The organism is Streptomyces typhae (assembly GCF_009755605.1).
Lineage (GTDB): Bacteria > Actinomycetota > Actinomycetes > Streptomycetales > Streptomycetaceae > Streptomyces > Streptomyces typhae.
Genome location: NZ_WPNZ01000024.1, coordinates 1 through 19,324 on the forward strand (window position 1 = coordinate 1; position 19,324 = coordinate 19,324).

Genomic DNA, 19,324 nt, shown 5'->3' on the forward strand with positions numbered 1-19,324 from the left:
TCATCTCGGGGTTGCAGCGGAAGATGACCAAGCAGGGCAACGCGTGGGCGATCGCGACGGTGGAGGACCTCGCCGGTTCCATCGAGTGCATGTTCTTCCCGGCGACGTATCAGCTGGTGTCGACGCAGCTGGTCGAGGACGCGGTGGTGTTCGTCAAGGGCCGGCTCGACAAGCGTGAGGACGTGCCCCGCCTCGTCGCCATGGAGATGCAGGTCCCCGACCTGAGCGCGGCCGAGGGGCTGCCGGTCGTCCGCATCGATCTGCGGCAGGCGCAGATCACCCCGCGTACGGTCCGGCGCCTGAAGGAGATCCTGCGCGCCCACCCCGGCGCGGCCGAGGTCCGGCTGCACGTGCGCGGCGCCACCACGACCACCGTGTACCGGCTCGGCCCGCGCGTGGGGGAGGGGCCGGGGTTCTGGGCCGACGTCAAGGCGGCGATGGGGGTGGGCCGGGACGGCGTCCGGCGCGATCACGCCATTCGTGTCAGCGACTGACGCCAGCGTGCGGGCGTGGCGCGGTGCCCCCGGTGAGGTCGTGCGGGGTTGACAGCCGCCGGCCGGCGTGGCAATTCGGCCATCGGGGAGCACTCGGGGCCGACCGTGGCGAAGTTGGCCGAACCGGTCATGGTCCGGCTAGGTGCATGGGGCATGAAGTGAGGGTGCGGGACGTCGTACGACCCGTACGACCCGTCCGAGTACATCGGAGGACGCCATGGCGCAATCCGCCCCCTTCCCTCAGGACCGCACCTGCCCCTATCACCCGCCCACCGGATACCGGCCGTTGAGCGACCACGCGCCGCTCAACCGCGTCACCCTCTACGACGGCAGCGAGGCCTGGCTCGTCACCGGACACGCCGAGGCCCAGGCCCTGCTCACCGACCCGCGGCTCTCCGCCGACCGGCAGAACCCCGACTTCCCGATGACCGCGCCGCGCTTCGAGCTCTCCCGGCACGTGCAGCTCGCGCTGCTCGGCGTCGACGATCCGCTGCACAACAAGCAGCGCCGCATGCTGATCCCCACGTTCGGGGTGAAGCGGGTGGCGGCGATGCGGCCCCGCATCCAGCGCGTCGTCGACGAGCTCCTCGACGCCGTCGTCACCAAGGGGCCGCCCGTCGAACTCGTCACCGCGTTCGCCCTGCCCGTGCCGTCCATCGTGATCTGTGAACTGCTCGGTGTCCCGTACGCCGACCACGACTTCTTCGAGGGCGCGTCGCGCCGGATCCTGCGGTCGGACACGCCGGAGGATGCGGAGGCGGGCCGCAAGGAACTGATGGACTACCTGGGCGAGTTGGTCGACCGCAAGCGCAGGACGGTCGACGCGGGGACGGCCCCGGGCGCCGCACGCACCTCGGAAGGGCCGCGCGAATCAGAAAGGCCGCGCGAAGCCGGTGCGGCCCGGGACCGTGCGGCCCGGGACCGTGCGGCCCAGGACCGTGCGGTTCGGGACACCCCCGAGGGCCTGCTCGACGAGCTGATCCGGGACCGGCTCGCGGACGGCTCCCTCGACCGTGACGAACTCGTACGCGTCGCCCTCATCCTGCTCGTCGCCGGGCACGAGACCACCGCCAACATGATCTCGCTCGGCATGTTCACCCTCCTCGAACACCCCGAGCAACTCGCGGCCCTGCGCGCCGAACCCGAGCTGACGCCCGGCGCCGTCGAGGAACTGCTGCGCTTCCTGTCCATCGCCGACGGGCTGCTGCGCGTGGCGACCGAGGACGTCGAGGTGGCCGGGCAGACCATCCGTGTGGGCGAGGGCGTGGTCCTCGCCGCCTCCACCATCAACCGTGACACCGCCGTCTACGCGGACGCGGACGACCTCGACGTGCGCCGCAGCGCCCGGCACCACCTCGCCTTCGGCTTCGGCATCCACCAGTGCCTGGGGCAGAACCTCGCCCGCCTGGAGCTCGACATCGCCCTCAGGACCCTGCTCGCCCGCATCCCCGACCTGCGCCTGGCCGTGTCCGCCGAGGAGCTCCGGATGAAACCCGGTGACACCATCCAGGGGCTCGTCGAACTGCCGGTCACCTGGGGGCGCCCCTGATGCGGATCACCATCGACACGGACGTGTGCATCGGTGCCGGTCAGTGCGTCCTGACCGCGCCCAAGGTCTTCACCCAGGACGACGACGGCTTCAGCGAGCTGCTCGCCGGATGGGCGGACAGGGCGGGCGACCCCATGCTGCGGGAGGCGGCACGGGCCTGCCCGGTGCGGGCCATCACGCTGCACGAGGACGAATGACGGAAGGCTGACACGGCGGCCCGGCGGCCCGGCGGCCTGGTGGCCTCTGGGCCGCCGGGGACCTCCCCGCGGCACGTCGGCCCGGCCCCGGCGCCGATGTGTCGCGGAGGCTGCCGGTCTGCCCGGTGCCGATGTGCCGCGGAGGCTGCCGAATCTGCCCGGCGCCGATGTGCCGCGGAGACTGCCGAATCTGCCCGCCGCCGACGTGTCGCGGAGACTGCCGAGTTCGCCCCGCCGCCGACGTGCCACGCAGGCCGCGCGACAATGGACGCATGCGCATCCGACCGGTCCACGACAGCGAACTGCCGCGTCTCCAGGACATCGAACGAGCCGCGGGCCACTGCTTCCGGGACGTCGGCATGCCGGAGATCGCCGACGACGAGCCGCCGGCCCTGGAGGTGCTCGCGGGCCGTCTGCGCGCCGGACTCGCCTGGGTGGCCGCCGACCCGGGCGCCGCCGACGTGCCGGTGGCCTACCTCATCGCCGACCACGTGGACGGCGACCTCCACGTCGAGCAGGTGTCGGTGCACCCCGCGTACGCGCGCCGCGGCATCGGCCGGTCCCTCCTCGAACACCTCGCTGACCGGGCCGCGGCCGACGGGGTCCCCGCGCTGACCCTGACGACGTTCAGGGACGTGCCGTGGAACGGCCCGTACTACGCGCGCTGCGGCTTCCTCACCCTGGACGACGGAGCCGTCGGCCCCGGACTGCGCGCCGTCCGCGAGGAAGAGGCGCGGCTCGGCCTGGACCGCTGGCCACGGGTGTGCATGCGGCGTCCGGTGCCGCGACCGGCTTCGCTCGCGGTGGCTGCCACCCCGTCCCGGCAGGGGTGAAATCCGGCCTCTGTGCGTCCGGCCGGGTGCTGTGTGTGTCGAAGGGGTTCAGTCCGACGTTGGTCTGGACCTATCATCCGTTGTCATGAGCGGGCCAGCGTTCCCCCCGCGTGTCACCGCCGTTGCCGCTTTCGGATCCGGGCCAAAGCGTACGCCTCGGCTCCCGAAGGGCTGCCCGGCGAGGGGAACGGGCGTGCGCGCCACCGGCGCAGGGTGCGCCCCGTGGCTGCTCGTCGCCCTGCTCTGCCTGGTCACGGCGCTTGGCGCGTCGGCTGCGGTCTTCCCCGAAAGTTCCGCGCACAGGAGTGACGGCGTAGTCGCGACGACTCCGTTCGGACCTCCGGCCGACGCGCTCGCCGTGCGCAGTGCAGCAGGCGGCGGCAGCGGCTGCCACGGTGGTGACGACGGCGACGCGTCCCGTGCCGCCGTGCTCCCCGTGCCCGAACAGCCCGGCGGCGGGCAGGGGCAGCGGCCCGCCTCCGCCCGGCACGACTCCTGCCAAGGCCTGGCCCCGCTCGGCCGCACGGCCGCGCCCGATGTCAGCGCGGTCGACCTGTACAGCACCCGGGTGATCCGGACGTAGGCGGGACTCTCTCCTCCCGCTCACGCCCGCACACCCGCCCCCGGGCGCCCGCGCGGCGTCGTCTTCCCCGATCCCCACGGCTCAAGGAGAGATCCAGCATGTCTTCCCCCTCCCTTCCCCCGCACTCCGCCGACCCCAAGCCCCCGCCCCCGCCGTCCGTCCCCGGCGGCACCCCGGCGGACCCGGCGCATCGCCAGCTGTCCCCGGCTCAGGACCAGCAACTCGGTCTCGACGCGGGAGTGTTGGTGGTGCGTGTCGTGGTGGGCCTCATCATGGCCGGCCACGGCACGCAGAAGCTCTTCCGCTGGTTCGACGGCGGCGGCCTGAACAGCACCTCGGACTTCTTCGCCGCCGAGGGCTACAAGGCCGCCAAGACGATGGCGTACGTCGCCGCCCTCACTGAGACCTTCTGCGGCCTCGGCCTCGCCATCGGGCTGCTCACCCCGCTCGCGGCCGCGGGCGTCCTGGGCGTCATGATCAACGCCATGGCCATCACCTGGGACGACGGCTTCTTCCTCCCCGAAGGCATCGAGTACCAAGTGGTGCTCGCCTCCGGCGCGGTGGCGGTGGCCCTGATCGGCCCCGGCAGGCTCGCCGCCGACCAGCTCCTGCCCGGACTCCGTGACCACCGGTTCGCCCGCGGTGTCGCGGCCGTGGCGCTCGGGGTGATATCCGCCGCGTTCGTGCTCCTGGTGCTGCGGGACTGACGTCCGCGCCCGCTCCTGGCCGCCGGTGCCGACGTGTCCGTCCGTCGTCGGCACCGGCGAAGCCGCCGGTGCGTACGGAACCGCCTGCGCCGACGCCGCGTTCGGGTGTGGTCGGGGGCCTGCGCAGGCCTGATCACTCCGGTCCGGTGACCTGCCGGGGCGCCGGCACTCGCGTGGCCCGGCCGGGAGCTTCCGCCGGGCCCCGCCGGTCGCCCGGTGCGGCCTCAGCGCCACGCTCGTCGCCCGCTGCCGTCGGCCGGGGTCCGCTGGACTCCCGTACCACCAGCTCCGGCGCGAGCCGTACCGCCCGCTGCGGTCCCTCCTCGCCACCGGCGAGGCGTTGGTTCAGCAACCGCGTGGCCTCCGCGGCCAGTTCGGGCACCGGCTGGCGGACGGTCGTGATGCCGGGAGCGGCGAGCGCCGCCATCGGGATGTCGTCGAAGCCGGTGACGGCGACGTCGCCGGGCACGTCCGCGCCGAGTTGCTGGAGCCGCTGCAACGCGCCCACCGCGATCAGGTCGTTGGCGCACACGAGCGCGTCGGGCCGGGCCTCCCACACCAGGTCCACGGCGGCGCGGCCCCAGGCCACGGAGAAGTCGCCGAGCGCGATCCGCCCGGCCGCGCCCTCGTCGAGCACCGCGGCACCGGCCGCGTACGCCGCGCGGCGCTCGGCCGCTGCCGACGCCGTTCCTTCGGCCCCGACGAACCAGACGCGCCGACGGCCGGTCGCGGCCAGGTGGTCGAGCACGAGCGCCATGCCCGCCGAGTTGTCCACGGCCACGGAGTCCGCGACCCCCGGGCCGCAGCCGCGGTCCATCAGGACGAGGGGCACCCGTGCGGCGGCCGCGGCGACCGCGTCCCGGCTGCGGCGCTCGTCGGCCGGGACGACCAGGAGGGCGTCGACGCGGCGGGCGAGGAGGTCGTCGATGTACCCGGCCTCCGCGACCGGGTCGTCGTCGCAGTCGGCGAGGAGCACGGCGCGGCCTTCGGCGTGCAGGGCGTGCGTCAGCTCGCGCACGAGCGCCGGGTAGAAGGGGTTGGTGATCTGCGGCAGGACCAGGCCCACGGTGCCGGTGGCGCGGCTGCGCAGGGCGCGGGCCGCGTGGTTCGGGCGGTAGCCGAGCTCCTCGGCGGCAGCGCGGACCCGGCGGGCGGTGTCCGCCCCCACCGGACGGGTGCCCGCGAGGACCCGGGACACGGTGGCGACGGAACAGCCGGAGGCGCGGGCCACGTCCCGCAGGGTCACATCCCTCGTGGCTGTACCCCGCGTGGCTGTATCCCGCACAGTCACCGCGTCCCGCACAGTCACATCAGCCACGCCTGGGTCCACCCCTCCACCCTCCGGCCCTCCGGTGCGATGCGGCAAACGTTATCAGCGGGCCAGCTTCCGGGACAGGGCACCGAACGCCGCTGTGACGAGAAACGCACAGCTCAGAGGTGGTGCAGGTTATTGACAGAAGTCGCACTCCTGCACAAAGTGCTCGGAGAACGTTTTCCCGAGCGTCACCCGGCGGTGACCGCTCAGCCGAACAAAGAGGTTCCGCGATGGCCAAGAAGATCATCCTCGACTGCGACCCCGGACATGACGACGCGATCGCCATGCTCCTGGCGCACGGAAATCCCGACGTCGAGCTGGTCGCGGTCACCACGGTCGTCGGCAACCAGACCCTGGAGAAGGTCACCCGCAACGCCCTCTCCGTGGCCCGCATCGCGGACATCACCGGCGTCCCCTTCGCCGCCGGCTGCCCCCGCCCCCTGGTCCGCACCGTCGAGACGGCCCCCGAGATCCACGGCGAGAGCGGCATCGACGGCCCGGTCATGCCCGAGCCGACCCTCGCCCTCGACGACCGCCACGCCGTCGACCTCATCATCGACACGGTCATGGCCCACGAGCCCGGCGAGATCACCCTCGTGCCCACGGCGGGCCTGACCAACATCGCCCTCGCCGCGCGCAAGGAGCCCCGCATCGTCGAGCGCGTCCGCGAGGTCGTCCTGATGGGCGGCGGCTACCACACGGGCAACTGGAGTCCCGTCGCCGAGTTCAACATCAAGATCGACCCCGAGGCCGCGCACATCGTCTTCAACGCGGGCTGGCCGGTCACCATGGTCGGCCTCGACCTCACCCACCAGGCCCTCGCCACCCCCGAGGTCGTCGAGCGCATCGCACGCGTCGGCACGCGCCCCGCCGTCTTCGTGAACGAGCTCCTCGACTTCTTCGGCGCCATGTACCTCAAGGCCCAGGGCTTCCAGGCGCCGCCCGTGCACGACCCCTGCGCCGTCGCCTACGTCATCGACCCGAGCGTCATGACCGTACGCAAGGCACCTGTGGACATCGAGCTCACCGGCACCCTCACCCTCGGCATGACCGTCGCCGACCTCCGCGCGCCCGCCCCCGCCGACTGCCGCACCCAAGTGGCCGTCGACCTGGACCACGGGCGATTCTGGGACCTTGTCGTGGATGCCCTCGAGCGGATCGGTGACGTGGCCGCGTGAACACCCCCCTCGCTGAACCCGCACACCCCGGCGCGTCCCCTGCCGCCGGGGGCGGCCGCCCCGTCCGCGTCTGGGTCCTGGTCGCCGCCCTCCTGGTGGCCTGCTTCGCGTTCCAGCTGAACGCGAGCATGCTCAGCCCCGCCCTGAAGAGCGTCGAGGACTCCCTCGACGCGACCTCCGCCGAGGTCGGCCTCACCCAGACGGCGTTCTTCACCTCCGCCGCCCTCTTCTCCCTGTTCCTGCCGCGCCTCGGCGACCTCGTCGGCCGCCGCCGCGTCCTCGCCGCGATGATGGCGCTCATGGCCGTCGGCTGTGTCGTGGCCGCGCTCGCGCAGAGCGTGCCCATGCTGTTCGCGGGGCGCGTCATCCAGGGGGTGTCCGGGCCGACCGTGCCGCTCTGCCTGATCATGCTGCGCAACGAGGTGCACGAGCCGAAGCGGTACGGCACCCTGCTCGGCGTCATCACCGCCGTCAACGGCGGCATCGCGGGCGTCGACTCCATCGCGGGCGGCTCCCTCGCCGACCACTACGGCTTCCAGTCGGTGTTCTGGGTCATGGCCGTGGTCGCGGGACTCGCCATGGTCCTCGTCGCCACGCTCACCCCCGAGTCCACCGCCCGCGTCTCCGGCTCCGACAACCGCATGGACTGGCCCGGCGTGGCCCTCCTCGTCGTCTCCGTCGGCGCCGCCCTCATCGCCCTGAACGAGGCCGGCAAGCTCGGCGCCGCGAACTGGCCACTCGTCGCCGGACTCGCCGTCGTCGCCGCCCTCGCCTTCGCCGCCTTCTGGCGCGCCGAGGACCGCAGCAGCCACCCCCTCGTCGCCACCCGGCACCTGCGCAGGCGCTCCACCTGGGCCCTCCTGCTCACCACCGTCCTGACCATGACGGGTGTCTTCGCCGTCATGAACGGCATGATCCCCGCGTTCGCCCAGAACGCGGACGCCGGTTTCGGGATGAGCGCCGAGCAGTCGGCCTGGTGGACCCTCACCCCGTACGCCCTCGCGGGCCTTGCCATGGGCCCGATCGCCGGCCGCCTCGCCGCCACGCACGGCTACGGCCGCGTCCTGCGCCTCGGCCTCATCGGCTCCGCCGCCACCGTCGCCCTGATGCTGTTCACCCTCCAGGCCGACTCGCGCCCGCTCCTGCTCGTCTCGTCGGTCCTCATCGGGGTCACCTACGCGGGCGTCGGCAACATCGTCCTGAACGGCCTCGGCATCGTGCTCTCGCCGAAGGAGAACCCCGGCTTCCTGCCGGGCCTGAACGCGGGCGCCTTCAACCTCGGCGCGGGCCTGAGCTTCGCCCTCCTGTACGCGGTCCAGACCGCGGCGGAACCGGCCGACAAGACCTCGGCCGCGGGCTACTCCGCAGGCATGATCGCCGGGGTGGTGCTCATCGCGGCGGCCTTCCTGACGTCCTTCCTCATCCCGAAGCCGGTGGCGGCGGAGGCCCAGGAGTAGCGGAGCGGGCCCGCTCGCTGCTGCCGCTGCCGACGCTGGCGGCGGCGGTGGTGGTGACGACGGCGGCCGTCAGGACGACCGGCGGTACGAACGCCAGCGCCGTCCCGGCGCCGTCGGCGACCGCGACCTGGGCGAACAGCGCCGCCCCCGCCGCGCCCCCGGCCAGGTCGCCGGTGTTCAGCCACGACATGGTCTCCGTGACGCGGCCCTCCGGTGCGAGGTCGCCGCCCGCGGCCCGCAGCGCCGCGAACACGGACCCGACGGCGAACCCCGCCACCGGGCAGACGAGCAGCACGGCCGTCGGCGAGAGCGCCGCCGCACAGGCGAGCACGGCGGCCCCGGCCGCGAAGACGCACAGCAGCGGCGCCGCCCCGTGCCACCGTGCCTTCGCCAGGGCGGGAACGGCCCCGAGAGCGAGACTGCCCAGGACGCTGCCGAGGGACAGCGCGCCGAGACACCATCCCGCGTACGAGGCGACGCCGTGTTCCTGGGCGTAGCGCGGCAGCACCACGTCCATTCCGGTCACGGCGCACACGAACAGGATGTCCGCGGCGAGGAGTCGGCGCAGTGGCCCGCTCGGCATCCCGCTCGGCATTCCGCTCCGGGGCCCGCGCCCCGGCGCCCGGCGTGGCGCGGTCGGCAGCCCCGTCAGGAGCCATACGGATCCGGCCGAGAGCACCGCGACGACCAGAAACGGCGCGAGCGGCGAGACCGAGACGCCGAGCCAGCCCGCCAGCGCGGGCCCGACGACCAGGGAGGCTCCCGTCGCCGCAGAGTCCAGCGCCATGGCGGGGCCCATGGCGGCGGGCCCCGCCGCCCGGTGCCAGACCGCGCGCATCATGACGGCGACCGGCGGGGTGGTGGCGCCCGACAGCGCCGCGAGCACGAGCAGCACGGGCACCTCGGGCAGCCCGGGTGATCCGGGCAGTCCGGGCACAGGCGCCCCCGGGGCACGTGCGGTGACGACAAGCAGCCCGAGGGCCAGCAGGTACGCGCCGAGACAGCTCAGCAGCACGGGCCGGCGCGCGTAGCGGTCGACGAGCCGCCCCCGCGCCGGAGCGGTGAGCCCCTGTCCGACCGCCGCACAGCTCACCGCCGCCCCCGCGACGGCGTAAGAGTGCTGACGGCTGACCAGGAGGAGGAGAGCGAGGCCGGTCATGCTCGACGGGAGCTTCGAGACCAGTCCCGTCAGAGCGATGCGCCGGAAGCCGGGCACCGCTGCGAGCGCGCGGTATCCGGACGGCGGCAGGTGCTCCAGGGCTCCGGACAGGTCTTCTGCGGGCCGCGCGATCATCGGGCGCGCAGCGCGGCGAGGGTCCAGTCGAGGGCGGGCGCGAGGCGGTCCGGGGGCGGCCAGCCGTTCACCACGGCGAGCAGTTCCAGATACCGGTCGCGCCGCGGGTCGTTCATGGTCTCCAGGCGGGACTGGAGGCGGGACCGGAGGGCGCCCTGCGGACGGGACTGGGTACGCGACTGGGCACGGGACTGGGTACGGGACTGGGGATGGGGCGACGCGCAGGCGTGTGCGGCGGGCGTGTCCGGGCCTTCGCCGAGGATGCGCGCGTAGTGGGCGGTGAGGTCGTCGACGATCGGTCGTGCGGCGGCGGACGCCGGGTCGATGCCGGCGGCGAGGGCCGGCGCGACACGGGCGCGGACGGCCTCGGCGAGGATGCGGGGCAGCCCGAAGGCGTCGTCGGGGGCCCGGTCGGCCGCCAGGTCGTGGGCCATGCCGTGCATGCTGGAGCAGAAGTCCGGGTCCCGGAACAGCTCCGCCAACTCCACCCAGGCCACGATCTGTTCGGGACTCGGATCGCGGGGCAGTTCCGGCGTCATGGAGCGCATGACGCCCGCGAACGCCGGGTGGCCGTGCAGTCCGTCGAAGACGGCGGCCAGGAAGTCGTCGACGAGGCGCCGCCGTTCCGCTCCGGAGAGCTTCGCGAGCCGATGCGCGAGCTCCAGGTCCGCGGGTGTCGAGTCCCGCCCGGACACCGCGGTCAGCACCGCCCGGCGCAGCCGCAGATCGCGTATCTGTACGTCGAGGGCCTCGGCGTGCGCCGCGGTGACCTCCGCGAGCGACACCTCCCGCGTCACCACCCCGCGGATCGTGTCGAGGTCGAGCCCGAGATCCCGCAGGGTCCGCACCAGTTCGACGCGGGCGACCGCGTCGGCGCCGTAGCGTCGGTAGCCGGCCGGGGTGCGGTCCGTCGGCTCGACGAGGCCCCGGTCCGAGTAGAACCGGATCGTCTTGACCGTGAGACCGGTGCGCCGGGCCAGTTCACCGATCGAGCAGAGGGTGTCGTCGTCGTTCATGGGCACACCCTGACGTCTCCCCCTACGGGAGACACAAGCGGTACCCGGGAGAGGCCACAGTCCCCGGGGGAGGCCCTGGTTCCCGGGAGCGGTCGGTCGTCGTCAGCCTCGCTCCGCCGACACTCCACCAACGGGCGAATAGCGGCATTCTCCCGACAATGCTGGATGTACTGGGCTCTTCTGGTCAATCGAATGTTTCGTACTGGAGTGACATGCGAACCCGTAATCCCCTCGCCCTCGGCCTCGCCGCCTTCGCTCTTGTCGGCAGCGCCGGGAGCGCGGCCGCCATCGGCGACGACTCGAGCACCACCAGCTCCAGCGGCAACGGTGCGGAGCAGTCGTTCGGCAACAGCGGCACCCAGGGTGACAAGAGCCCTCAGCTCTCCCTGGTCGAGGGCTCGTTGAACAAGCTGTGCCTGGGCATCCCCGTCGACGCCAACGTGGGCTCCCTGGTCGGCCTGGTCAACGTCGCCGTCCAGGACATCCCGATCCTGTCGGCGGAGCAGAAGCAGATCTGCACGGAGAACTCCACGCAGGCCAAGGAGGACGAGCCGCTGTCGCACATCCTGGACGACCTCTCGGTGCTCTCCGGCAACGGCACGGGCAACGGCTGACCCGACGCGGGCGGGACGGCTCGGACGGCACGGGCGGCACGGTGACCACCCGGCACCCCAGGACGCACAGGCGCGGGGTGCCGGGTGGTCGACCACCCGGTGATGGTGCCGGTTCCGGTCCGGTGCCCGTGGCGTCCGGGCCGTTCCCCGTCACCCCTGCCTGCCGTCGCCCGGCACGGCCCCCTGTGGCTCGGGGTGCCAGTTGGTGACGACCGGTCCGTCGACGGTCATGCTGTCGGTCTCCAGGCTGCTGCCCCCGTCCTTCTGTCCTCCGCCCGTGGACGGCGCAGCGCTGGGCGACGAACCGGCGGAGTCGTCCCCGTCCTTGTCGCAGGCGGCCGACGCCAGGACGGCGGCCATCGCCGAAGCGGCCAGAGCGGTGGTGCGGATGAGGCTGTCGCGCATGGAATGGGTCTCCCCGTAATGATGGGAATGTCCCCGTCGGTACGAGCGTGAAGACCCCGCACCGTCCGGCAGCAACGAGGTTCGCGGGGCGCGGCGGCACCCGCAACGATCTCCGAGGAACACTGGACGCTGGAACGGTGGGACGGCCCTTGACCTGCGAGGATTACGTTCTCTTGGGACAGTGTCCTGGGACGGCCCTCCCGGCGGTTCGTGCCTGGCGGGCCGTTGCCGGGCCCCGGGAGGGCTCGGCGCTTCAGCGTGAAGGTGAAGTCCCCGGTGAGCCTTCCGCCCAGCCGGACCGCGGAGACGACGCGCCCCTCGGCGAGCAGCCTTTCGACCTCGGCGCGCGAGAGGCCGAAGCCCTCGGAGATCAGCCGCACCGGCCGGACGGGTATCCGTGCCGCGAAGCGGACCGAGACCTCGACGGCCTCGCCCTCCGGCCGGTCAGGTGCACCGGTGTCCAGACGCCAGGCGGCGCTCCAGTCGAGGGCGATGTGGTTGCGGCGCCGCACGACCGGATCCTGGAGCAGTTCGGCCGCGAGGCCGCGGTCGTTGGCGTGCAGCCGGTCCACGAATCCGGGCCGTACGGAGCGTACGTTCACCCGCTCGAGGACCGTGATCCTGGTGGTCTCCCCGCACAGGGTGCACAGCGCGAGGAGCCAGGCGTCGATGAGCTTGTGATGGGCGTTGACGCGGAACTTGCCGTGTGCGCGGAAGCGCTCGGAGGCGCAGGTGTGGCAACGGCGGAGGACGAGAGGCAGACAGGTGGGAACGACCACCCAGGTTTCGGACACAGTGATGCACCGGTTCCAGTGAGAAGTCCGCAGCGAAAAGGGGCACGCCGCACAGGTGCGACGCGCGACGGATCAGCGCTCAGGAGGTCTCACACGGTGTACAACGGCACGTCCTCGGTGGGGAGACAGGGGCGAGAGGGACGCTAACGGCACTCGCGTGTGCGGTTCCACTGGTTTTGGTTCCGCGGGCCGCGGGCTGCCGGTGGCGGCGCCCGGCGACTGGCGGACTGGCGGACTGGCGGACTAAGGCGCGTCGGTGGGCACGCCCAGCCGTTCGGCCACGGTGGTGAGGGCCTTGCCCAGCGGGAGTGCGACCCGGGTGCGGGCGTGCGGGTCGCCCCGGGTGGGGTCCCGGTTGACGATCAGGACCGGCTTTCCGGCCTGGGCGGCCTGCCGGACGAACCGCAGTCCGGACATCACCGTCAGCGAGGAGCCGAGGACCAGCAGCGAGGCCGCTTCGCGGACCAGCCGGCGGCAGTGCTCGACCCGCTGCTGCGGCACGGTCTCCCCGAAGAACACCACGTCCGGTTTGAGGATGCCGCCGCACTTCGCGCAGGGCAGCACGCGGAAGTCCGCGACCTGTTCGTCGGAGAGGTCGGCGTCGCCGTCCGGGTTGATACCGGCGGCCACCGGCTCGAAGCCCGGATTCGCGGCCTCAAGGCGCCGGGCGAGTTCGGCGCGTGCGCTGAAGGCGCCGCAGGAGAGGCAGCGCACCCGGTCCAGGCTTCCGTGGAGTTCCACGACGCCCTTGCTCCCCGCGGCCTGGTGCAGGCCGTCGACGTTCTGCGTGATCACGCCCGAGAGCAGGCCGTGCTCCCCGAACGCGGCCACGGCCCGGTGCCCGGCGTTGGGCAGGGCGCGGCCGAAGGTGCGCCAGCCGAGGTGGCTGCGCGCCCAGTACCGGCGCCGGGCGTCGGGGTGCGCGGTGAAGTCCTGGTACGTCATCGGGGTGTGCCGGCTCAGGCTGCCGCCCTCGCCCCGGTAGTCGGGGATGCCCGACTCCGTGGAGAGGCCCGCCCCGCTGAGCACCAGCACACCTCCGCTGCCCAGGGCGTCGGCGACCGGCCGCAGGTCCGTGGTGCCCGGCGGGAGGTCGCCGGTGGGGGTCCAGCTCAGGGTGGGGCGCATGCGCATGCCGCCAGGGTACGGAAACAGGCCGCGTTCGGCCGTTCGCGCAGGTCAGCCGGTCCGCTCCCGCTTTTGCGGACGCCTGGGGAACTCTTCGGGGCGAGCATCGCGGCCCGCACGCGGAGCCACCGCCCACGCCTGCCCCGAGAGGCGGGACCGCGCCCCCGCACCCGACGCGCGCGCACCCGACGCCCGCACACCCGAGCCGTGCCTCCGACGCCCGCGCCCCCGAGCCGCGTCCCCGACGCCCGCGCCCCCGAGCCGGGTAAACACCCATACTGCGCGCACTGTTGACCACCGTATGATCGTGATCGTCGACGAGGCTGCCCCGCTGGCCCCGGGGCGCCGGCCAGCAAGGACGGGACGGGGACCCTGCCATGACGACCGCACTGATCATCGGCGACATCCAGCAGGGCGTCACGGGCACCTACCCGTTCGCCAAGAGGGTCGTGCCGCCCCTCACCGAACTGATCCCGCGTGCCCGCGCGGCCGGCGCCCTCGTGGTGTTCGTGCACTTCGCCCTCCGCGGCAACGGCGCCGACCTGCCCCGGGACAACGCGCTGTTCCAGGCGTTCCACGAGGCCGGGGACACCTTCCACGAAGGTGCGCCCGGAACGGAGATCGCCCTGCCGGTCGCCGAGGAGGACGTCGTCGTGGTGAAGCGCCGCGCCAGCGCGTTCGCGGGCACGGACCTCGACCTGGTGCTCCGCGCGCGCGGCATCGGCAGGATCGCCGTCGCCGGTGTCGCGACCAGCGCCATGGTGGCGGCGACCTGCTACGACGCGGCGGACCGTGACTACCGGGTGACCGTGCTGCGGGACGGCTGCGCCGACGGTGACGACGCCATGCACGACTTCTTCATGGACGCCGTCTTCCCCAGCAGGGGAGTCGAGGTCGTGCCCTGCGCGGACTGGCCCGGCGCCGCACGCTGAAGGGACGGCGCCGCACCCGCCGCAGCGCCACGAGCACCCTTTGGAGGACGAGCGCGAGGCCGAGTCCCACCAGGGTTCCCGTCAGCGGGTCGTCCCTGAACAGGAGGCCGCCCGCGTAGCCGGTCAGCGCGGTGTAGGTGCTCCAGGCAGCCGCGGCGAGCGCGGTGAACAGGACGAACCTGCCGACCGGATAGCCGACGGCGCCCGCGGACAGGGTGACGAAGTAGCGGCCCACCGGGATGAACCGCGACGTCATGAGCACCTGGCCCCCTCGCGCGGCGAGTCGGCCCGCGATCCAGTCGAACGCCGCCCGGCGCCGGGTGTCCGGCCGGAGCCCGGCCAGCAGGGGACGGCTCAGCAGGCGGCCGAGACCGTACGGGACCAGGTCGCCCAGGAACGCGCCGAGCGCCGTGGCGGCGATCACGAGGAACAACTGGGTGTCGCCGCCGGCCGCGCGCGCCCCGGCAACGATGATCACGGGCTCGCTCGGCACGACGGGAAGGAAGGAGTCGAGGAACGAGGCCGCCAGGAGAAGGGGGTAGAGCCACGGTGAGGCGATCAGGGACTCGGCCGTGCCCACCCAGTCGGTCACGGCGCGCCACCGTTGCCCATGAGCTCGGCCACCGCTCGCGCGCCGTCCTGTGTGAAGCACAGCCGCAGCCGCTCCGCGGACTGCCGCGCGCAAGGAGCGGAGCGCTCGTACAGGTCCTGCTCGTAGTGCCGCAGTGCCGTGGTGAGTGCCACCCCGGTGACGGCGTCCCCGGTGGGCGGCGCGCACCGGGCGAGAGCGAGGGCGAGTGCCGCGGCGTCGTGCAGGGCCAGGTTGGCGCCCTCCCCGGCGAAGGGCGACATGAGGTGGGCAGCGTCGCCGAGCAGCGTGACACCGGGGGTGGTGGGCCACTCCAGGCCGATCGGGAGCATCATCAGCGGGCGCGGCAGGACGGTGTCGTCGCAGTGCCGCAGAAGCGCGGTGAGCCGGGGTGTCCAGTCGGCGAAGTGGTCCAGGAGCAGCGCTCGGGCGCGGTCGGGTGCCGCCCCCTCCAGGCCGGAGGCGGACGTCCAGCCCTCGGGCACGAGGAAACCGGCGTAGGTGCGGATGAGCCCGCCGCCGTTGCGCTGGGCCATGAGCGCCTTGCCGTCCTGGAAGGCGAACAGGCTGCCCCGCCCGACGAACCGCGCCAGCTCCGGCTGCCTGGCGTCGACGTCGGGGACGATCGTCTCGACGAACGTGACGCCGGTGTAGACGGGCTGCGCGTCGGTCAGCAGCGGGCGGACCCGCGACCACGCCCCGTCGGCACCGACCAGCAGGTCGCAGACCGCCGACCCGCCCCCGGCGAAGGTCAGTTCATGGCGGCCGTCGTCGCCGAGCGGCACCGCGCGGAGCAACTCGTGGCCCCACCGGACGGTGCCCGGGGGCAGGGAGTCGAGCAGGAGGTCACGGAGCACACCCCGGTCGATCTCCGGTTCGGACCGCGTCGCCGCCGCACTGGACTGCCGATGGTGGACCGTGCCGTCCTTGCCCATCAGGGTCAGGTCCTGGCCCTCGGGGCGCGCCCGGCGCCGGAACTCCGTCTCCAGACCGGCCAGACGCAGCGCCCACTGCCCGGACTCGGGGTGCAGGTCGAGACTGCCGCCCTGCGGACGCGCCGCACGCGAGGCGTCCCGTTCGTACACCGTCGCGTCGATGCCGTGGACGTGCAGGACGCGGGCGAGTGCGAGGCCTCCCGGGCCCGCGCCCACGATCGCGACACGGGGGCCGGTGCGCGGGTGCCGGGCGCTCCGGGGCGTGCCCGGACTTGTCCTTGAGGTGGTGGTCAACGGCGTACTCCTGACGTGGGTGCTGTGCGGAGACGTGAGAGGGCGGTCGGAGGGAGGGAAGGGACGGCGTCCCGGCGGCCGTACCGGGCGCCGCGTACCGCTCACCGCACCCCGGACAGCACATCGACCGCCGCCGCGTGCAGCCCCGGCGCGGACGCCAGGAAGTCCGGGCTCGACGCGTCCCAGGGCCGCCCCCAAACGTCGGTGACCACCCCGCCGGCCTCCGCGGCGAGCAGTGCCCCGGCCACCAGGCCCGAACGCACGTCGCTGTACTGCCAGAAGACGTCCATGCGGCCGGACGCCACGTACACGAGCTGGGTGGTGGCGGGGACCGAGACGCGGGTGACCAGGGCGCGCGGGAGCATCGCGACGGTCGACGCGGCGATCCGCCCGAGCGTCGCGGCGTCCTCTCCCGGCCTGGCCTGCCCCGTCCCCACGAAGGCACCGTCCAGCGCCGTCTTCGCCGACACCCGCAGCCGCAGGCCGTCCCGGTGGGCGCCGCCGCCCCGCACGGCGGTGAACGTGTGCCCGGTCAGCGGCTCGTGCACGGCCGCGAGTACCGGCGCCCCCTCCCGTACGAGCGCGGCCGTCACCGACCAGTCGGGTATCCCGTGTACGTGGTTGATGTTGCCCTCGACGGTGTCGGTGACCCACCACTCGCCGGGCGGCAGCGCCCCGGTGTCCAGTTCGTCCTCGACCCAGCCGGCCCGCGGGCGTACCGCGGTGAGCGCCGGGCGCAGGGACTTCAGAGACACCGCGTCGTTGGCGTGGATCGCGGCCACGACCTGCGCCCGGTCGGCCGGGAGGACCGCAGGAGGGAAGCGCCGCAGTACCTGGGCGCCCGCGGCGCGCACCGCAGCGACGACGCCGCCGAGCAGCGCCTCGTCCTCGGCTAGGCGGGGGTTGGACGTGTACAGGGCACCGGGGCGGACGTGCGGGACCGCGTCGTCCCGTAAGTGTGCGGGCATGGCGAACCGGCCTTTCGCATAAGGGGGTCGGGGTGGGGGGCGGGGTGCGTTCGCTCCGCCCGGCTTTCACGGTAGGGAGGGGAGCGGAATGACGTCCAGTGCATGTTCGTCATCCCTAAAGTGAGCGCCATGCAACTGGACTTGAACCTCCTGACCGCGCTCGACGCCCTGCTGGAGGAGGGCAGCGTGGCCGGGGCGGCGAACCGGCTGCACCTCACGCCGCCCGCCATGAGCCGCGCGCTCGGCCGCATCCGGCGCGTCACCCAGGACCAGATCCTGGTCCGCACGGGCAGCACCATGACCCCCACCCCGCGCGCCCTCGCCATCCGCAGGCAGGTCCACGCCCTGGTCCAGGAGGCCCACGCCGTCCTGGCTCCCGAGGGCAGGGCCGACCTGGACACCCTGGAGCGCACCTTCACACTGCGTCTGAACGACGCCGTCGTCCACGCGATCGGCCCCGCGCTGCTCGCCGCTGTGCGCGACCGGGCGCCCGGCGTACGGCTGCGGCTGCTGGCCGAGACCGACACCGACACCCAGGACCTGCGCCACGGCCGCGTCGACCTGGAGGTCAGCGCGAGCGTGCCCGCGCACGCCGACGTACACCACGAGACCGTGGCCCACGACCCGCTGGTCGTGGCGCTCCGTCCCGCGCACCCCGCCGCCGACGGGCCGCTCACCCTGGCGGGCTACACGGCCGCGGACCACGTCACCGTCTCCCGCCGTGGCCGGCTGCGCGACCCCGTCGACGACCTGCTCCGGGCCCAGGGCTTGGACCGCCGCGTCGTCGCGACGGCGCCCACGGCCGTAGCCGCCCTCCGCATCGCCCTGCACAGCGACGTCCTCGTCGTGGTCCCCGACCTGACCACCCGCCCGGTACGCGCGGAACTCGGCCTGCGTGCACGGCCCCTGCCGTTCCCCGTACCACCGGCCCCGCTCATCCTGTCCTGGCACCGGCGCAACGCGGACGACCACGCGCACGGCTGGCTGCGCCAGCAGGTGCGGACGGCGGTACGGGCCGTCGAGGACCGGGAGGGGGGCGAGCCGCACACACCCGCCGGCCGACCGTCAGCCCCGTGACACAGGGGTGGTCGACCGCCGGGCCCCATGCCGTCGCGGCAGCCGACCGGCGGCCCCATGACGCCGCTGCGGTCGGCGTCAGCCCCACGGCGCCGCAGCGGTCGGCGTCAGCCCCACGGCGCCGCAGCAGCCGGCGTCAGCCTCGTGACACCGACACTCCGCCAACGGGCGAATCGGGCCGACCCGGGGCGCGGGCGGATGTACTGGTCCCTTCTGCCCCCGTACGTTCCGCATCTGCACTGGAGAGACATGCGCACCCGTAACCTCCCCCTCGCCCTGAGCCTCGCCGCCCTCGCTCTCGTCGGCGGCGCCGGGAGCGCGACCGCCGTCGGCGACGACTCGGGCACCACCAGCTCCAGCGGCAACGGTGCGGAGCAGTCGTTCGGCAACAGCGGCACCCAGGGCGACAAGAGCCCCCAGCTCTCCCTCATCGAGGGCTCGTTGAACAAGCCCTGCCTCGGCATCCCCGTCGACGCCAACGTCGGCTCCCTGCTCCTCCTGATCAACGTCGCCGTTCAGGACATCCCGGTCCTCTCGGCGGAGCAGAAGCAGATCTGCACCGAGAACTCCACGCAGGCCAAGGGCGACGAGCCGCTGTCGCACCTCCTCAACGACATCTCGGCGCTCTCCGGCAACGGCGTGCGCAACGGCTGAGTCCGGAGCACCGTCGGCTGGGCCCTGTCCAGCGGCAGTCCGCCCTCGCTCGCCCGCCGCGCCGCTGCGGGCGAGCGCCGCCGCAGCGGTCGGCCCGCCTCCGCAGCGGTCGGCCCGCCTCCGCAGCGGTCACCCCAGTGGCCGGAGGTCTGTGACAAAAGGGTCGGAGGGCACCCGCCGGACGTGCGCACTTCACCCGACACACCGCGTATGACCGCCGTGCGGCGGCTCCCGGGGTGAGTACTGGGGGGTGCTGAGACCCCCGACAAGCCCGCGCGTCCGCCGCCACGCACAAGGCCGGACACGCGGCC

Annotated in this window: 20 protein-coding genes and 1 pseudogene; 12 read left to right on the top strand and 9 right to left on the bottom strand. The window is 73.5% G+C overall.

Going from position 1 to position 19,324, the window contains the following annotated elements; genetic code table 11:
• From GPA10_RS32880 to GPA10_RS32905, 6 genes are all read left to right on the top strand, one after another.
• Positions 1-494: OB-fold nucleic acid binding domain-containing protein (locus GPA10_RS32880; RefSeq protein ID WP_246260231.1), on the top strand; the 494-nt coding region annotated here is incomplete at its 5' end.
• A gap of 217 nt (positions 495-711) precedes the next feature.
• Positions 712-2,043, top strand: a complete 1,332-nt coding sequence (locus tag GPA10_RS32885) for a cytochrome P450 (protein ID WP_157168663.1) — start codon at positions 712-714, stop codon at positions 2,041-2,043.
• Positions 2,043-2,240, top strand: a complete 198-nt coding sequence (locus GPA10_RS32890; RefSeq protein ID WP_058847190.1) for a ferredoxin — start codon at positions 2,043-2,045, stop codon at positions 2,238-2,240. Before GPA10_RS32885 ends, GPA10_RS32890 begins: the two co-directional genes overlap by 1 nt.
• A gap of 272 nt (positions 2,241-2,512) precedes the next feature.
• Complete coding sequence (locus GPA10_RS32895) at positions 2,513-3,073, top strand: GNAT family N-acetyltransferase (protein ID WP_157168664.1); 561 nt, start codon at positions 2,513-2,515, stop codon at positions 3,071-3,073.
• 358 nt (positions 3,074-3,431) lie between these two features.
• Positions 3,432-3,656 carry a hypothetical protein gene (locus GPA10_RS32900; RefSeq protein ID WP_157168665.1) on the top strand — a complete coding sequence of 75 codons (225 nt, stop codon included), beginning with the start codon at positions 3,432-3,434 and terminating at the stop codon, positions 3,654-3,656.
• 98 nt (positions 3,657-3,754) lie between these two features.
• Positions 3,755-4,363 carry a DoxX family protein gene (locus tag GPA10_RS32905; protein ID WP_157168666.1) on the top strand — a complete coding sequence of 203 codons (609 nt, stop codon included), beginning with the start codon at positions 3,755-3,757 and terminating at the stop codon, positions 4,361-4,363.
• A 133-nt stretch (positions 4,364-4,496) separates the two neighbouring features.
• On the opposite strand, the gene GPA10_RS32910 is transcribed toward GPA10_RS32905, so the two are convergent.
• On the bottom strand, positions 4,497-5,594 hold the full coding sequence (locus GPA10_RS32910; protein WP_343041598.1) for a LacI family DNA-binding transcriptional regulator: 1,098 nt from the start codon (positions 5,592-5,594) through the stop codon (positions 4,497-4,499).
• Positions 5,595-5,908: 314 nt separating this feature from the next.
• On the opposite strand from GPA10_RS32910, the gene uriH reads away from it, so the two are divergent.
• Together uriH and uriT are read left to right on the top strand one after the other, a co-directional pair.
• The gene (gene uriH / locus GPA10_RS32915; protein ID WP_058847186.1) at positions 5,909-6,856 is read left to right on the top strand and encodes a uridine-preferring nucleoside hydrolase UriH; all 948 of its coding nucleotides are present in this window, start codon (positions 5,909-5,911) and stop codon (positions 6,854-6,856) included.
• Entirely contained in the window at positions 6,853-8,313 is a 1,461-nt protein-coding gene (gene uriT, locus GPA10_RS32920; RefSeq protein ID WP_343041599.1) for a uridine transporter UriT, read from the top strand. The genes uriH and uriT overlap by 4 nt, the downstream gene beginning before the upstream one ends.
• On the opposite strand, the gene GPA10_RS32925 is transcribed toward uriT, so the two are convergent.
• Both GPA10_RS32925 and GPA10_RS32930 read right to left on the bottom strand, forming a co-directional pair.
• Positions 8,276-9,607: an MFS transporter gene (locus tag GPA10_RS32925; protein WP_157168667.1), complete on the bottom strand. Its 1,332-nt coding sequence runs from the start codon at positions 9,605-9,607 to the stop codon at positions 8,276-8,278. The two genes, uriT and GPA10_RS32925, sit on opposite strands and share 38 nt — an antisense overlap.
• The gene (locus GPA10_RS32930) at positions 9,604-10,623 is read right to left on the bottom strand and encodes a helix-turn-helix domain-containing protein (RefSeq protein ID WP_157168668.1); all 1,020 of its coding nucleotides are present in this window, start codon (positions 10,621-10,623) and stop codon (positions 9,604-9,606) included. The genes GPA10_RS32925 and GPA10_RS32930 overlap by 4 nt, the downstream gene beginning before the upstream one ends.
• 212 nt (positions 10,624-10,835) lie before the next feature.
• Here GPA10_RS32930 and GPA10_RS32935 point away from each other — a divergent pair, with 212 nt between their 5' ends.
• Positions 10,836-11,237: a rodlin gene (locus GPA10_RS32935; protein ID WP_157168669.1), complete on the top strand. Its 402-nt coding sequence runs from the start codon at positions 10,836-10,838 to the stop codon at positions 11,235-11,237.
• A gap of 150 nt (positions 11,238-11,387) precedes the next feature.
• Here GPA10_RS32935 and GPA10_RS32940 read toward each other — a convergent pair whose 3' ends face one another.
• The 3 genes and pseudogenes from GPA10_RS32940 to GPA10_RS32950 all read right to left on the bottom strand — a co-directional run bounded on the left by GPA10_RS32940 (position 11,388) and on the right by GPA10_RS32950 (position 13,570).
• Positions 11,388-11,642, bottom strand: a complete 255-nt coding sequence (locus GPA10_RS32940; RefSeq protein ID WP_157168670.1) for a hypothetical protein — start codon at positions 11,640-11,642, stop codon at positions 11,388-11,390.
• A 248-nt stretch (positions 11,643-11,890) separates the two neighbouring features.
• Positions 11,891-12,436: pseudogene (locus GPA10_RS32945) on the bottom strand (DUF1062 domain-containing protein); the annotation flags it as partial.
• Positions 12,437-12,679: 243 nt separating this feature from the next.
• Positions 12,680-13,570: an NAD-dependent protein deacetylase gene (locus GPA10_RS32950; RefSeq protein WP_157168671.1), complete on the bottom strand. Its 891-nt coding sequence runs from the start codon at positions 13,568-13,570 to the stop codon at positions 12,680-12,682.
• A 371-nt stretch (positions 13,571-13,941) separates the two neighbouring features.
• Between GPA10_RS32950 and GPA10_RS32955 the strand changes: the two genes are divergently transcribed.
• Entirely contained in the window at positions 13,942-14,496 is a 555-nt protein-coding gene (locus tag GPA10_RS32955; protein WP_157168672.1) for a cysteine hydrolase family protein, read from the top strand.
• Here the strand turns inward: GPA10_RS32955 and GPA10_RS32960 are convergent.
• The 3 genes from GPA10_RS32960 to GPA10_RS32970 all read right to left on the bottom strand — a co-directional run bounded on the left by GPA10_RS32960 (position 14,423) and on the right by GPA10_RS32970 (position 17,282).
• A complete protein-coding gene (locus GPA10_RS32960; protein ID WP_157168673.1) occupies positions 14,423-15,088 on the bottom strand; it encodes a VTT domain-containing protein in 666 nt (221 codons plus the stop codon). The two genes, GPA10_RS32955 and GPA10_RS32960, sit on opposite strands and share 74 nt — an antisense overlap.
• The gene (locus GPA10_RS32965) at positions 15,085-16,314 is read right to left on the bottom strand and encodes an FAD-dependent oxidoreductase (protein WP_157168674.1); all 1,230 of its coding nucleotides are present in this window, start codon (positions 16,312-16,314) and stop codon (positions 15,085-15,087) included. Before GPA10_RS32965 ends, GPA10_RS32960 begins: the two co-directional genes overlap by 4 nt.
• A gap of 101 nt (positions 16,315-16,415) precedes the next feature.
• Positions 16,416-17,282, bottom strand: a complete 867-nt coding sequence (locus tag GPA10_RS32970) for an inositol monophosphatase family protein (protein ID WP_157168675.1) — start codon at positions 17,280-17,282, stop codon at positions 16,416-16,418.
• A gap of 129 nt (positions 17,283-17,411) precedes the next feature.
• Here GPA10_RS32970 and GPA10_RS32975 point away from each other — a divergent pair, with 129 nt between their 5' ends.
• Both GPA10_RS32975 and GPA10_RS32980 read left to right on the top strand, forming a co-directional pair.
• Positions 17,412-18,359: a LysR family transcriptional regulator gene (locus GPA10_RS32975; protein ID WP_157168676.1), complete on the top strand. Its 948-nt coding sequence runs from the start codon at positions 17,412-17,414 to the stop codon at positions 18,357-18,359.
• A 249-nt stretch (positions 18,360-18,608) separates the two neighbouring features.
• Positions 18,609-19,013, top strand: coding sequence for a rodlin (locus tag GPA10_RS32980; protein ID WP_157168677.1), 405 nt, complete (start codon positions 18,609-18,611; stop codon positions 19,011-19,013).
• Positions 19,014-19,324 lie beyond the last annotated feature (311 nt).